Origin of the sequence: Bacillus sp. FJAT-27001, assembly GCF_019039175.1 — a bacterium.
GTDB lineage: Bacteria > Bacillota > Bacilli > Bacillales > Bacillaceae > Bacillus > Bacillus velezensis.
The window spans coordinates 22,507-37,735 of sequence record NZ_JAHOAA010000001.1 but is presented as its reverse complement, the minus strand read 5'-3'; the positions used below and the strand labels follow the sequence as shown (position 1 = coordinate 37,735).

Here is a 15,229-nt window from a genome sequence, read left to right as displayed (position 1 = left end):
TCCTCCGTCAGCTCGGGCCGGTTCAGATAGCCCCGGGCCACCCCTGTCCCCGCGATGTACAGCTCTCCTGCCACGCCCGCAGGCTGGATGGTTCCTCCGCTATCTAATACATACAGACGGGCACCCGGAACGGGTTTACCAATCGGAAGCCGCGTCCGTCCGCTGTCCCGTTTTCGGTCACAGACGTAAAACGCCGCATCCACCGTCGCTTCCGTCGGCCCGTAGCCGTGAATGAGCACGGTCTCCGGCAGAAGATCGGCAAACCGGGCAGCCGTAAGCGGGGAAAGAGCTTCCCCTCCGGCAAACACGCGTGTCAAGGTTCTGCCGAGGCGTTTTCTTGTTTCCGCAGGCTCTGTTTCCAGTGCGTCTAAAAAGCTGTTGACCATCGCCGGAATAAAATGCGCGGTCGTCACCTTTTCTGAGACAAACGCTTCAATCATCCGCACAGGATCTTTCTCCCATCCGGCCGGAAGCAGATACACGGACGCGCCGGACATCGTCCACCAAAACAATTGCCAGATGGAAGCATCGAAAGAAAAGGATGATTTCAGCACGATAATATCCTCTTCTGTCAACGGGAACTGCCCTTGCATCCCTGATAAAAAGGCGGCGGCCTGACGGTGTTCAACAGCCACTCCCTTCGGTGTTCCCGTCGAACCGGACGTATAAATGATATAAGCGAGCGAATCGCTATCCGCTTCTTCAGAGACAGCCCCTGTCTCCGTCTCGCCTGTCAGAGCAGAAAGAGACACTTCTAGCGTTTCTCCGGAAAAACCGGAAACGGATAATCCCGGCTGTGCAAGCAGGAGACAAGCCCCGCTGTCATCGAGCATATAGCGCAGCCTGTCCTCAGGATACTCCGGGTCAAGCGGCACGTAGGCGCCGCCCGCTTTTAACACAGCAAGCACTGAAACCACCATCTCCGGCGAACGTTCAGCGAGCACGCCGACCATGCTTTCTTTGCGGACGCCTTTTTGTCGGAGCCGAACGGCGAGCCTGTCTGTGTACTGATCGAGCTCGGCGTACGTCAGCATGCCGCCCGGAAAACGGAGCGCCGGACGATGCGGCGAAGGCGCGGCACGGCGGGCAAACAGCCCGTGAAGCGTCGGAGCCGGCGGTTCAACCGCTTCTGTACGGTTAAACGCAGATAACACCCGTTTCTTTTCATTTTCATCCGCCATATCAATATGCCGAATCAGCCGGTTAGGATTTCTAACGGCATTTTCAACGATCGTCAGCAAATGAGTTTGAATACGTTTAATCGATTTTTCAGTAAATAAAGCGGATTGGTAATCAAAATTCAGCTCAATCAATCCCGTATCTGTCCGCTCCTTAATTAAAATGGATAGCTCGTTTGCGGTATGTCCGCTGAAAAACATGGCCGTTTCATAATCGAAACCGTCTGCCTTACGCCACTCAAGCGGCTGATACTGCATCGAAATACCGATGATATTTTGCAGGTCATGATGAGTCTGCCTTAATTCATTCACAAAAAGATTGTAAGGATATTTCTGGTGCCGCATAACAGACAGCTGCTCTTTTCCTACGCTGCGGACAAAGGACAGGAACTCCGCATCAGGATCTGCCGTCATTCTGATCGGCAGTGTGCTGACGAACATGCCGAGCATATCCTTTTCGAGCCTGGAGCCCCGGTTTCCGTAATAAGTGCCGATGGCAATATCCTTTTTAGCCGTCAGACGGCTGATGCATATGTATAACGAAGCCATAAACAGAGAGATGATGCTGATATTATTTTCTTTGCAAAAACGCCGGATAGATTGTTCTAAGGAGTGAGAAAGAGTGATAGTATCTCTGGAAGCCGCAGTGCTTTGTCTAAGATGAGAGGTTCGTTCCGCCAGTGAAAGGTGTTCCGGAACGGTTCGGTATGTTTCAGTCCAAAATGAACGGTCTTTTTGAAAACGGGAAGACTGTAAGTATTGCTGTTCTTTTTCCATGTAGCTGAGATAGGAAGGTCTGTGGTGTTCAGTTAAATCCTCGCTCCGCATGATCTTTTGGTAGATATCAATGAGCTGGTTGCCGAGCAGGTTGAGCGAGATGCCGTCCATGATAATATGGTGAAATTTTGAATAAAGCCAAACTTCTTCGTCTGACATGACAAGCAGAGTAAATTGATACAGAGGTGAATGAAACAGCTTGAACGGAACACGGGTCTGCGTGTCAATCCATGCGTCCCGCTCTGCCTGATCAGTATGAGTAAAATCAACAGTCTCTAGAGAAATCGGCCGATGCCCCGCAAGATACAGCTGGGGTTCTGATCCGTCCCCTTCTGTCAGTTGAAACCTGAGCGAATCATTTTGCGAGATAGAAAAATCTAAAGCATGGCGCAGTACGTCAAAATCGATGTCCCCCCTGAATTTGACGCATGCCGCGAGATTGCAGATACTTGTGCCCGGTTCGAGCAGCTCCGTAAACCACACTCTTCTTTGTGCGTGAGTTAAAGAATAAACAGTGTTCTCCAATGGAATCCCTCCGCTTCAATTTAAGAGGATAAGAAAGTGAAATAATTACAATTAAATTTCGACAGCATATGACTTAATCATCCATATAAGCATTATTTTAAAACATATTTTAGAAATCACAATAAAAAATTAAATTTTCTCTAACATTTTTTAGAATATAGTATATATTCCTCACTTCACTTCTTCATTTCTATAATCTTTATACCATGTAAAACGGTATGTATGCATACTATAAACTGGTTCTTAAACACTATAATAAGGAATAAAATGTATAATTAATTGCGCTTTTAAAAAGGTTTTCCTCCCGAAAAGAAGTTTTATGTTAAAAAATGAATAATCGGTGAACATGTAAGAAAGCGGTATGTAAAAAAAAGGAAGGATATTGCCGATATTACTTTTTGAAAAGATTGATTCATAATCGCAATATAATGTTTTACAGACATCAAAAAAAGCCGAATCCTCTAAGGATTCGGCCCTTCTTATTGATTTGCCAGCACGACTGCGATTTTGTCTTCAATGTCTTTTCCGTCATCTTCGTCAAGCAGCCCGTTTTGAAGCACGGAAAAAATAAGCGTATCTCCTGTTTTTGTGTCTGCATAGCCGGCAATCGAACTGACTGATGTTAGTGACCCGGTTTTCGCTTTAATTTTGCCTTCTGCCGGAGTATTCTTCAGCCGGTTCCGAAGGGTTCCTCCCGTCATTCTGTCGCTTGCGCCGGCAACAGGGAGCGAACGAAGGAAAGCCGGGTACCACTTTTCTTTCTGAACCGCATACAAAAGCTCTCCGATTTGGCCGGCGGATACGCCGTTAATATGAGAAACGCCGGATCCGTCTCTTGCAATCAATTTATCCGGATTGAGCCCGAACGATTTGAGCTCCGATTTCATCACGTCCAAGCCCTTTTCCCAGCTGCCCTCCCCTTTTTTCACTTTTCCCATTTCCTTGATCAGAATTTCGGCGTGCCCGTTGTTGCTCAGTTTCATAAACGGGATCAATAATTCTGAAAGAGGCATGGATGTCCGTGATGTGACAAGCTGGGTGCGGTGCGGCATTCGCCCTGTTCTGATTTTCCCTTTTACAGTTATACCCTGTTTAGTAAGCGCTTGTTTCCATAAATCTAAAGCATAGGACGACGGATCCCACACCGCCGCCCATTCTCTTGCCTTTGCCGAGCCGGCAGGTATGGTTCCCTTTATCGTAATCACATTGCCGCCGTGCTCCCGTTCAACCGTCAATTCTTTCGCTTCATCAGAAGCGACGGTTTTCACTTCATTTTTCACACGAACGACGTCCGTATGGGGGGAAATCGAAATGCGCGGCTTTTTACCGGGCTGTTTTGCCGGGCTGATTTCCGCAATCACCGTTCCGGTATCATAATCCTCATTTGGGGAAGCGGTAAGAGCTGATACTTGCGCGCCATAATATTGGCCTTCATCACTCCACGGAAGATCAACTGAATACCTGGTATCGTCATACCACGAATCATCCCCGACCAGATCTCCTTTAATGACATGGATGCCTCTGGCTTTGACCTGTTTAGCCATCTTCTCAAAAGCAGAAGCCAATAGGGTCGGATCACCTTTTCCCCTGAGATAAAGGTTTCCGCGCAGCTGTTTTCCTTTTACGGCGCCGTCTGCCCGTACTTCTGTCTTAAAGGTGTAATCTTCTCCGAGAACGGAAAGCGCTGCAGATGCCGTCAGCAGCTTCATCAGTGATGCAGGCCTCAGCCGCATATCTTCCCGGCTGCCGAACAGCACCTCCCCTGTTTTTGCTGACCGGACACTGACGCCCGCTGAAACTCCCTTTAAAGCAGGTTCTTCATCCAGAATGTGTTCCAGCTCTTTTTGCAAAGTATTTTTTTGTTCAGCCGCCTTAGCCGCCTCATCAATATAAGGAACTGCGGCAATGACCAAAAGCAGAATCACCGCGCTCAAGCGTTTCACATATGTTTTCAATGTTATCCCGCCTCTTTCCTATTCTTCGTCATGCAAAATGGTGATCCTGGATGACGCAGCCGCTTCTTCGCCCGGTTTCAGAATCTGAAGCCCTGTCAGTGATGCAGGCTGATTCAGATTAAATGCATCTGTAACGGAAGTATAAGGCTCAAGACTGACAAACCCTTGCTTTCCGTCACCGTTATATACCACCCAATGCTTGAAAGACATGTCTGCTTGATACAGCACGGATAATTGCTCATCCGGATGATAAATAACAGCTTCGTTATTGCCGCCATTCCGTCCGGAAGAAAGAAAAACATCGTCAAACTGTTTATTTTTCAAAGACACCCCCTGACGGAACGCTTCTTTATCAGGCACATCCAATAAACGGCCCGTCGGCACGAAACGTTCATTTAATTCCCACATGCGGTCAGCCGTCAAAAATAGACGGGATCGCTCTTCATTGAAAACAAAAGTTGAATGATAGCCGAGCCCCCAAGGAAAAGCCTCCGTTCCCTTATTCATAATCAGCGCCCGCTGCGTAAACACATTGTCTTTTAATGTATAGGTCATCCGGACAATGACATCGTGCGGAAATTGTTTATGAACACGGGGAATCTTTGAAAGATCAATTTCTGTTTCGACTTTCATTCCATCCCCCTCTTCTTTCGCTGCCGTCGCTTTCCAATGCTGATTGTGAAGAAAGCCGTGAATATGATTATGTTTATCCTCTTCGTTTATCTCAAATTGATACGCGCGGCCGTCAAAACGAAACGTCCCATCCGTAATTCGGTTCGGCGGGAATAAAACGGGAATGCCGTACAGCATCGGTTTTTTGCGGAATTGCTCCGCAGTTTCCGGTTCTCTCAGAAGCCGCATACCGGTTCTTTTATCCCGAAGCGATATGACATTTGATCCCCACTCCGGCACAATGATGCATTCAGCCTGATCAGTCTCCGCTTTTATGGCTGAAGCCCCTAAATAAGTCGTATGTTCAATCGTCATAAGCACCTGCCCTTTCCTTGTTTTCTAGCATGTATAGGAATTCCATTTTCTAAACTCATTTTCCTTCTCTAAAAAAACATCGCCCGTATGAACTGAGCGATGTGCGGTAAAACCTTATTGAATCAGCCGGGTAATCTGTTTTTTCTTCCATACAAACCGGTAATATCCGTATTGCAGCAGCAGGCTGACGACAAAAGCCGCCGGATAACCGACCCAAATGCCGAGAATGCCGAGATTCGTATAATGAGAAAGAATAAAGGCCACAGGCACTTCAATTCCCCAAATCGCAAAAATGCTGATAATCGTCGGCCATAACACCGTACCGCTCGCCCGCATCGTCGCTGAAACGATCTGAGCGTGACCGAAAATCAAATAGCTCCAAAGGGTAATCATAATCAGATTGCGGGCAATGTGGAGTGTGTCCTGATCTGTTAAAAACAAAGCAAGTATTTGCCGGGAGAAGGTGTAAATCAGCACAATCAAAACCCCGCCGATCAAATAATTCAGGCCGATGCCGACTTTGATGACCTGTTTCAGCCGGCCGAATTGATTGGCGCCAATGGATTGGGCGGCAAAAATGGAAACGGCGATACCGAGGCTTACCGCCGGCATCTGCACATAACTCGCCACTTGGTTGACGACCCCGTAAGCAGCCGTCGCGTTTGATCCGTAATGATTGACAAATGAAATGACCGCAATTTCAGAAAGTGACACGAGAATCATATTGATGCTCGACGGAATACCGAGACGGAGTAAAAGCGCGAGCAGCTTTTTGTCCATTTTAAGAGAACGGAGCGCAGTCCGGTCAAATGCCAATGGATGTTTCCTTTTCCGCAAATAAACCATGAGTACGATAAATGTCACGATGTTTGAAATCACGGTTGCATACGCCGAACCGTAAATGCCGAACTTCGGAAGTCCGAAAAGCCCGAGAATCAATAAGGGCAAGAGCCCGATGTTTATGACTGTACTGACGATTAACGTATAAAACGGAGTCTTTGAATCTCCCGTTCCGCGTAAAAATGTCGTATACGCAAAATATAAAAACATCAGCGGCATTGCGCAAAACAAAATGCGCGCATATCGGACACTGACATCTATTACGTTTTCCGGCGTTCCCATCAGCCGCAGAATATCAAGCGTAAACACACTGCCGACAACTGCCAGGACAACACCGAGCATAAAGGTAAAAGTCAGTGTAGTGCCGACAATCGCCTTCATCCTCTCTTCGTTTTTCGCGCCGTAAGCCTGCCCGATCAGAATGGAACTTCCCGAACCGATTCCGATCGTAAAGGAGATCAGCAGAAAAAACAGCGGAAAAAAAGACGATACGGCGGCAAGCGCATCGACTCCGAGCCACCTTCCGACAAATACCATTCCGACCAATTGGCCGACAGATTGCAATACATTGCTTAAAAGCAGCGGCACTAAAAACAGTGACATCGATCGCCAGACTGACTGGCCGCGGCCTTCCGCTGTTTCTAAATGATCTTGTACTTCCATATGTAGGACTCCTTTTTTGATTTTCTTCCATTTTATTATTCAGCAGACAGCTTGTAAAAACCTTTTGTTCAATGAAACTCTTTATCTTTTTCTCACGTCTTACATGGAAATAAACCATAAAAATAAAAAGTCCGGAAAATATTTTTGAAAAGGTATTGTAATCTTACCGTAATTATTGTAACATTTGTAACATAAGAGAAAGAGATTGATTGAAGGAGAGATTATATCATGAAAAAATGGCTATTATTCCTCACTACTATTACATTGATTCTGTCATTGGGCACTGTGGCGACTGCAAAAAATGCACCTAATGACCTTACACAAAAACAAGCACTTCAGCTGGCCCTGTCAGCGAGAGAACATTTCTGGAATACAATGAGCGGCGGTGCGCTTAAATCAAACGCAAATTGCACATCTGAACCGTTTGAATATCAAAATCTGCAATATGTATTTATGTGCAAAGACCTCGGAACAAAAGCGAAAGCCGTAAAATATCTGACACCCGCTTTTACAAAGCAAGCGATTGACAAAGGGCTCAAAGATTACCACTTCACTGTAAAAGACGGCAAATTGGCTGTTCCGGTCGGCGACGGAGATAACCTCCTGAATTGGAAAAAAGCAAAAATGACCCTTCTTTCTAAAAAAGGAAGCGTCCAAACATACCGCTTCACTGTACCGACTCTTGACGGTTCTCCGTCAGCAAAACGCGATGTAACATTCGTAAAAGAAAACAACGTTTGGAAAGTCAATCAATTTGATGCTGTCATATAAGAAAAAGCCCGCTTGCTTACAGCGGGCTTTTTTCACATCATTTCCATCAGGTTTTCACAAAATATCCAACTCAAAACCCCCTTGTATAACAAGGGGGTTTTTGTTTTACCGGCATTATTAAGCTGCGCCTATCTTATACAAAAAACGCTCTAGGAGAGATTCGAACTCCCGACCTGCAGTTTAGGAAACTGCTGCACTATCCGCTGTGCTACTAGAGCCTGCTTCTATTATAGTAACGCTGGCGGCCGTTTTTTTCAAGTCTACAGCCCTCCGAACACTTTATAGGCGGCTCTCGTCGTATCTTCATCTATTCCGATATAACGCATTGTAATAGACGGAGAAGAATGATTCAAAATCCTCTGCAGTTCAGCAATGTCTTTTGTCCTCTGATAAAAATGATACCCGAACGTCTTTCTAAGCGTATGCGTCCCGATTTCCTCCAACCCGCAAGCGGCAGCCGCTTCCTTTAATATTCTGTATGCCTGAATCCGGGATATGGGCTTATTCGTCCGTTTCGATTTAAACAAATAGTCATCCTCTTTCATGTCTTTTGTATAAGCGTATATGTCGGCCTTTAAAGACTCCAGTATCAGAATTTTTCTTTTCTTTCTCGTTTTGCTTTCGGTTGCCCACACATGATCTTTGTTCCTGACATCCCTCACGCGAAGCGGCAGAACATCTGAAATCCGCAGTGCGCTGTTCATGCCGAAAATAAATAAAAAATAATCACGATCACTTTTTTGCATTAAATACTCTTTGACTTCCTGGATCTTCTCCAAACTTCGGATCGGCTGTACGATATGCATCAAAAAACCCCTTATAATTGGTAAAGTAACATATTGAGCATAATGTTACTATTATAGCCGAAACCCGTTGAATGATAAAGGATAAAGGGTCTTATGTAACATAATATACATAGTGTTACATAAGGGGAATCAGATACGCAGTTTCAACAAATTCCTCAAAAACATCATTTTCAGCCCGGTGACAAGCTTTTAAACAAATAGAGGCCCAAGGCATTAAAAAATGAAAACAACGTCCTTAAAAAGAAATCTGAGCATCCGTTTTTTTGTGAGCAACCGAAAAAAATGCAAAAAAAAAGACACAATATGAAATTGTGTCCTAGTCTTCATCTTTTACATCAATGTCTTCAGGAAGCGGCTCATTTAAAAACTCTTGAATCATTTCCTTGTATTTTTCCAACTGCTCGAGATGGGTTTGAAATTGTTCCTTGTTGATTAAATATTGCTGTCCGTCATGGACGGCCCTTATTTTATTCGTCAAAACAAGATTGTGCACATATTCTTCAGGAAGACTGGTAAACTCCGCTGTCTCTTTGATCGTTAAATACATGGCTCACGTTCCTTTCATATGTCATGTGAGTGAATTCTGTTTTGTTCATTGTAGCTTATTTTTTGTCTTTATGCTTGTTTCACAGCTTTTTCAGTCCGGTTTCCCATTTAGCCTATTTGCGACTGATTACATTCACACAGAAACTCCGGCTTTTTGCGCACCGGACTATTCCGTTTGTCACTTGTGAAAACAGCACATTTTACTTACTCTATAATTGTAAGCGGAAAACAAAGGAGGCAGACTATGAAAAAGAAAAAGTTTATGAATCTCTGTTTTATCGTTCTGCTCAGTACGTTGCTCGCGGCCGGAAGCATCCCTTATCACGCTCAGGCTAAGAAACACCCGTTTTCCTATGACGACTACAAACAGGTAGATGTCGGCAAAGACGGCATGGTTGCCACCGCCCACCCTCTCGCTTCACAAATCGGTGCCGACGTGCTGAAAAAAGGCGGCAATGCAATTGACGCCGCGGTTGCCATTCAATTCGCATTAAACGTAACTGAACCTATGATGTCAGGAATCGGCGGCGGCGGATTTATGATGGTTTATGATGCGAAGACGAAAGACACCACCATTATCGACAGCCGAGAACGCGCACCGGCAGGCGCAACACCGGATATGTTCCTTGACGAAAACGGCAAAGCCATCCCTTTCTCCGAACGCGTTACGAAAGGGACTGCAGTCGGTGTTCCGGGAACATTAAAAGGACTTGAAAAAGCGCTCGACAAATGGGGCACACGCTCCATGAAACAACTCATCACCCCTTCCATTAAACTTGCCTCAAAAGGCTTTCCGATCGATTCGGTTTTAGCTGATGCCATCTCAGATTATAAAGACAAATTATCACACACTGCTGCAAAAGACGTGTTTCTTCCGGACGGAGAACCTCTGAAAGAAGGAGACACACTCATCCAAAAAGACTTAGCCAAAACATTTACAGCTATTAAGTACAAAGGCACAAAAGCATTCTATGACGGAGCATTCTCCAAAAAGCTTGCGGAAACAGTGCAGGAATTCGGCGGCTCAATGACAGAAAAAGATATTAAAAACTTCAATGTGACGATTGACGAACCGATCTGGGGAGATTACCAGGGCTATCATATCGCAACTGCTCCTCCTCCAAGCTCGGGCGGTGTTTTCCTGTTGCAAATGCTGAACCTTCTGGATGATTTTAAGCTTTCTCAATATGATATCCGTTCTTGGCAAAAATATCAGCTTCTCGCAGAAACGATGCATTTGGCTTACGCTGACCGCGCCGCATTTGCCGGGGATCCAGAATTCGTCAACGTCCCTCTCAAAGGCCTCTTGAATCCAGATTATATCAATGCCCGCAGACAGCTGATAGATATTGATAAAGTCAATAAAAAACCGAAAGCCGGCGACCCTTGGGCCTATCAGGAAGGTTCTGCAAACTATAAACAAGTGGAGCAGCCGACTGACAAACAAGAAGGCCAAACGACTCACTTCACGGTAACTGATCGCTTCGGCAATGTCGTATCTTATACGACAACGATTGAACAGCTGTTCGGTTCCGGCATTATGGTTCCCGGATACGGCGTTGTGTTGAATAATGAGTTAACAGACTTTGATGCGGTGCCTGGCGGTGCAAATGAAGTGCAGCCGAATAAACGTCCGCTCAGCAGCATGACTCCGACTATTTTATTCAAAAATAACGAACCTGTCCTGACTGTCGGCTCCCCCGGCGGAGCAACGATTATTTCTTCCGTCCTGCAAACGATCCTGAACAAAGTTGAGTACGGCATGGATCTGAAAGCGGCGGTCGAAGAGCCGAGAATTTACACAAACAGCATGACATCCTATCGATATGAAAAAGGAGTGCCGGAAGAAGCCCGCACAAAACTGAACGAAATGGGGCATAAATTCGGCAGCAGCCCGGTTGATATCGGGAATGTGCAAAGCATCCTGATCGACCGTGAAAACGGCACCTTCACCGGAGTTGCCGACTCAAGCCGAAACGGAGCCGCAATCGGCGTAAACTTGAAAAAATGTGAAAAATGACAAGACAAAAAGCCTCGTTTCTCAAGCTGAGAAATGAGGCTTTTGTTTATTCTGCACTGTATTCAGATGAGGTTTTTTCAGACGTTAATGACGCAAGCGAAAGCACGCCGCACATCGCGATGACAACACCCGCTGATCCGATCCATGTCACTGACGCAAGAGACAGATGGGTGACAACAATGCCCCCGATGCCCGCTCCGGCTGCCATAGCCAGCTGCATGACAGACTGGTTGAGGCCAAGTAATACACCCGATGATTCAGGCTCCATCGTTGCCAAATGATACTGCTGAGCAGGCCCAGATGACCAGGCGGCGAAGGACCAAAAAATAAGCACTGCCGCCGCTCCGAAAGCAGAATGTGTGACAAACGGCAATAACATGAGCATGATAGCATGAAGCGCCATTCCGCCGGTTAATGTCATACGCGCCCCCCATTTGTCTGCGCTGAAACCGCCTGCTTTAGAACCGGCAAGACTTGCAACACCGAAAATAAGCAGCAATGTACTCAGTATTCCGCTTCCGATATGAGTAACGTTCAGTAAATACGGAGAAAGGTACGTATACGCAACCGAATAGCCTCCGAGCCAAAAAAACGTAATGGCCAGCCCGACAGCCACCTTTCGTTTCTTCAAAAGAGAAAATTGCTGAATGAGCGGCACCGGTTTATCTCCTTTTATCTCAGGCAACGCGAAACGTATAATAAGCATGGCAATGATTCCGATTGCCGCAATTCCGGCAAAAACCACCTTCCAGCCAAAAGCTTCAGACACGGTTCTTCCGATCGGAACACCGATAATGAGCGCCGCCGTAAACCCCATAATGACGGTTGCGAGAGAACTTGCCTGTTTTCCCGGGGGAGCGATTTTTGCTGCGATCGTAAGCGCGGTGACCACCACAGTTCCTGCTCCAAGCGCCATGATCACCCGCGCTCCCGCAAATAAGCCGAATCCCTGCACAAGGAAAGAAATGATATTCCCGATAACAAACAGCCCCAGAGCATAGATCATGAGCTTCCTTCTGTCCAGTTTTGCTGTAAGGGCCATCATGACAGGCGTTCCGATTGCATAAACAAGTGAAAAAATCGTAATCAGCTGCCCTGCCGCTGCCACAGTAACTCCCAAGGAACCTGCAATTTTATCAAGCATCCCTGATATCACATATTCAGACGTCCCCACTAAAAAACTGATAATTGCCAAAATGTAAATCTTCCAGGTATTTTGCACCTGACACACTCCTTCATTGATGATTTATATAAAGATATATTGTGATATATCGATATAAAGAGTTGAAAACAGAAACAAATCGCAATATGTCGATGTGTAGTCGGAAAAAGAAACTGAATCCCTCTTCTAAAGGATTCAGCCCTACATTTCGCGCTGAAAATAATCGGCCATCGCCTTTATCGCTTCTTCATCTCTTTTATAATAGGTGTATTTGCCAATCCGTTTTGTTTGGATAAGGCCCGCCCGCTGAAGGATGGAAAGATATTGAGACGCCGTTGACTGTGTCATCTGAAGCTTATCGGTGATCTGGCTGACACATACTCCGATCTCATTCATATCAATGCCATCATGCGGGGCGAAGTGACGGTCCGGCTCTTTCAGCCATTGTAAAATCTCAAGCCGTGACTCATTAGACAACGCTTTAAAAACATCAATAGGTTTCATACGCTTTATTATATCGTGATTTTACGATATGTCAATGTTGTTTTTGTTAAATCTCTATTTTTTGTTTTGCCTCTCTTATGATCCGGGAAATAAAATCACTCACATTCTCTTCAAATGTGTCTTCCCGCCCGTATTGCCTTACATGTACAGATTGATGGCGGCACTCTCGATCTCCCACAACAGCAATATACGGGATTTTTTTCATTTGTGCTTCTCTGATTTTATAGCCGAGTTTTTCATCGCGCTGATCAAGCTCAGCCCGGATACCCGCTTTCTTCATTTGCCAATGCACCTGTTCTGCGCAGTCCCGGTGTGCGGTGTTTGATACTGGGATGATTTTTGCCTGTACCGGTGCAAGCCATAAAGGGAACGCTCCCCCGAAATGTTCTGTAATGATTCCGAGAAATCTGTCGAGAGATCCGAATACCGCCCGGTGAATGACAACAGGACGGACTTTTTGGTTTTTTTCATCAATATATGTTAAATCAAATTTCTCCGGCATTTGAAAATCCAGTTGGACAGTGGCGCATTGATGGCTCCGGTTCAGCGCATCTTTTATATGAATATCAATTTTCGGTCCGTAAAATGCACCATCTCCCCGATTAAACCGAAAACGATATCCCTGTTCTTTTAATACTTTTTCTAATGCGCTCTCAGCCCTGTCCCACAAGTGTTCGCTTCCCATGTAATCTTCCGGTCTTGTTGACAGCTCAATATCATAGGAAAAACCAAATGCGGTGTACACCTCGTGAATAAGCTGCAGCGCCGAAGCGATTTCACTCTCGATTTGATCCTGCGTTACAAAAATGTGTGCGTCATCCTGGCAAAAAGATCTGACGCGGAGCAGGCCATTAAGCGCCCCGCTGAATTCATGACGGTGCACCTGACCGAACTCAGCCATCCGAATCGGAAGATCACGATAAGAACGAAGCTTTTCTTTAAATAAGAGCATGTGGCCGGGGCAGTTCATCGGCTTTAACGCGAAGCGCTGATGATCGGCTTCCGAGAAATACATATTCTCTTTATAATGTTCCCAGTGACCGGATTGCTCCCAAAGACGCTGGTTCATCATCATAGGGGTGCGCACTTCCTGATAATGATAGGCATCCTGCTTCGAACGCAGAAATGATTCAAGCGTGTTTCGGATAAACTGACCGTTCGGCAGATAAAAAGGCATACCCGGCGCTTCTTCCGAAAACATAAAAAGTTGTAACTCCGCTCCCAATTTCCGATGATTTCTCATCTCCGCCTCTTTCAACAGCTGAAAATGTCTGTTCAGCTCCTTTTCTGAGGAAAATGCTTTTCCATAGATGCGCTGGAGCATTTTTTGGTTGCTGTCGCCGCGCCAATAAGCCCCTGATACATGAGTGAGCGAAAAAGCTTTTATCTGTCCGGCAGACGCCAAGTGCGGACCCCGGCATAAATCAATGAATTCGCTCTGGCGGTATATACTGATTGTATCAGTCTGCGGAATACCCGCTAAGAGCTCAAGCTTCAGCGGTTCATGAGCAAACAGCTGCTCTGCCTCTTCTCTGGAGATTTCTTCTCTGATAAATTCCGGATTTTCCGAAATGATTCGGTTCATCTCTTTTTCAATGACGGCCAGGTCTTTTTCAGTAATCGTTTCATCCATATCAAAATCATAATAAAAGCCATTTTCAATAACGGGTCCGATCCCTAAACAAACCTTCGGATACAGACGTTTTACCGCTTGCGCCAATACGTGTGCTGCTGTGTGTCTCATCACTTCCAGTCCCGCTTCAGACTGAAAACTGCACAGTTCAATCGCCGCGTCAATCTGAATGCTTCTTCTAAGGTCATATAACGATCCGTTTATCTTTCCGGCGGCAGATGCCTTTTTCAGACTCGGACTGATTGATTGTGCGATCTCTTCTAACGTAACGCCTTTCCGGTATTTTTTTTGTTTCCCATCAGGAAAAGTAATCACAATGTGTGGCTCCTTCACGGTCTGATCTCTCCTTTATTTTTAATAAAATAAAAAACACACTCATCCCAAAGCAAGGGACGAGTGTGTGTCAGACCCGCGGTTCCACCCAAATTCCCGCCACTTCAAGTGACGGCTCATTTTTGCCGTAACGCGGCTATACGGTATCGGCTGCTTTCGTTCACCGATACAGCTCAAAAGGCGGTAAGCCCATTCTTCGTGCCGGGAAGGTCTCAGCCGCGCCCTCCCTCTCTGTATGGCCGGTTAAAATGTCTCATGTCCTTATCATTGCCATTTTTCTTATATAAACATAAAAACACACTCATCCCAAAAAAAGGGACGAGTGTGTGTCAGACCCGCGGTTCCACCCAAATTCCCGCCACTTCAAGTGACGGCTCATTTTTGCCGTAACGCGGCTATACGGTATCGGCTGCTTTCGTTCACCAATACAGCTCAAAAGGCGGTAAGCTCATTCTTCGTGCCGGGAAGGTCTCAGCCGTGCCTTCCCTCTCTGTATGGCCGGTTAAAATGTCTCATGTCCTTATCATTG

Annotated in this window: 11 protein-coding genes, 1 tRNA gene and 1 other annotated feature; of the genes, 2 read left to right on the top strand and 10 right to left on the bottom strand. The window is 45.9% G+C overall.

From position 1 onward, the window contains the following. The 4 genes from BGM27_RS20450 to BGM27_RS00125 form a co-directional block, all read right to left on the bottom strand. On the bottom strand, positions 1–2,480 hold a 2,480-nt coding region (locus tag BGM27_RS20450; RefSeq protein WP_483297752.1), incomplete at its 3' end, for a non-ribosomal peptide synthetase. A 479-nt stretch (positions 2,481–2,959) separates the two neighbouring features. Then, positions 2,960–4,435: a D-alanyl-D-alanine carboxypeptidase/D-alanyl-D-alanine endopeptidase gene (gene dacB, locus BGM27_RS00135; RefSeq protein ID WP_007407364.1), complete on the bottom strand. Its 1,476-nt coding sequence runs from the start codon at positions 4,433–4,435 to the stop codon at positions 2,960–2,962. A gap of 18 nt (positions 4,436–4,453) precedes the next feature. After that, positions 4,454–5,422 carry an aldose 1-epimerase gene (locus BGM27_RS00130; RefSeq protein WP_007407363.1) on the bottom strand — a complete coding sequence of 323 codons (969 nt, stop codon included), beginning with the start codon at positions 5,420–5,422 and terminating at the stop codon, positions 4,454–4,456. 114 nt (positions 5,423–5,536) lie between these two features. Then, entirely contained in the window at positions 5,537–6,925 is a 1,389-nt protein-coding gene (locus BGM27_RS00125; RefSeq protein WP_007407362.1) for an MATE family efflux transporter, read from the bottom strand. 228 nt (positions 6,926–7,153) lie between these two features. Between BGM27_RS00125 and BGM27_RS00120 the strand changes: the two genes are divergently transcribed. Continuing rightward, positions 7,154–7,696 (top strand): IseA DL-endopeptidase inhibitor family protein, encoded by a 543-nt coding sequence (locus BGM27_RS00120; RefSeq protein WP_007407360.1) that lies wholly within the window; start codon positions 7,154–7,156, stop codon positions 7,694–7,696. 145 nt (positions 7,697–7,841) lie between these two features. On the opposite strand, the gene BGM27_RS00115 is transcribed toward BGM27_RS00120, so the two are convergent. The 3 genes from BGM27_RS00115 to BGM27_RS00105 form a co-directional block, all read right to left on the bottom strand. Then, positions 7,842–7,914: transfer RNA gene (locus tag BGM27_RS00115), tRNA-Arg, on the bottom strand. A gap of 42 nt (positions 7,915–7,956) precedes the next feature. Further along, positions 7,957–8,502: a site-specific integrase gene (locus tag BGM27_RS00110; protein WP_007407359.1), complete on the bottom strand. Its 546-nt coding sequence runs from the start codon at positions 8,500–8,502 to the stop codon at positions 7,957–7,959. Between the two features lie 316 nt (positions 8,503–8,818). Beyond that, the gene (locus BGM27_RS00105) at positions 8,819–9,049 is read right to left on the bottom strand and encodes an excisionase family DNA-binding protein (protein ID WP_003153848.1); all 231 of its coding nucleotides are present in this window, start codon (positions 9,047–9,049) and stop codon (positions 8,819–8,821) included. Between the two features lie 243 nt (positions 9,050–9,292). On the opposite strand from BGM27_RS00105, the gene ggt reads away from it, so the two are divergent. After that, entirely contained in the window at positions 9,293–11,068 is a 1,776-nt protein-coding gene (gene ggt, locus BGM27_RS00100) for a gamma-glutamyltransferase (protein ID WP_007407357.1), read from the top strand. Positions 11,069–11,114: 46 nt separating this feature from the next. Here ggt and BGM27_RS00095 read toward each other — a convergent pair whose 3' ends face one another. From BGM27_RS00095 to thrS, 3 genes are all read right to left on the bottom strand, one after another. Beyond that, positions 11,115–12,290, bottom strand: a complete 1,176-nt coding sequence (locus BGM27_RS00095; protein ID WP_007407356.1) for an MFS transporter — start codon at positions 12,288–12,290, stop codon at positions 11,115–11,117. A gap of 141 nt (positions 12,291–12,431) precedes the next feature. Then, positions 12,432–12,734, bottom strand: a complete 303-nt coding sequence (locus tag BGM27_RS00090) for an ArsR/SmtB family transcription factor (RefSeq protein ID WP_007407355.1) — start codon at positions 12,732–12,734, stop codon at positions 12,432–12,434. Between the two features lie 46 nt (positions 12,735–12,780). Then, complete coding sequence (thrS, locus tag BGM27_RS00085) at positions 12,781–14,700, bottom strand: threonine--tRNA ligase (RefSeq protein ID WP_020954032.1); 1,920 nt, start codon at positions 14,698–14,700, stop codon at positions 12,781–12,783. A 52-nt stretch (positions 14,701–14,752) separates the two neighbouring features. After that, positions 14,753–14,977: a binding site (T-box leader), on the bottom strand. Between the last annotated feature and the right edge of the window lie 252 nt (positions 14,978–15,229).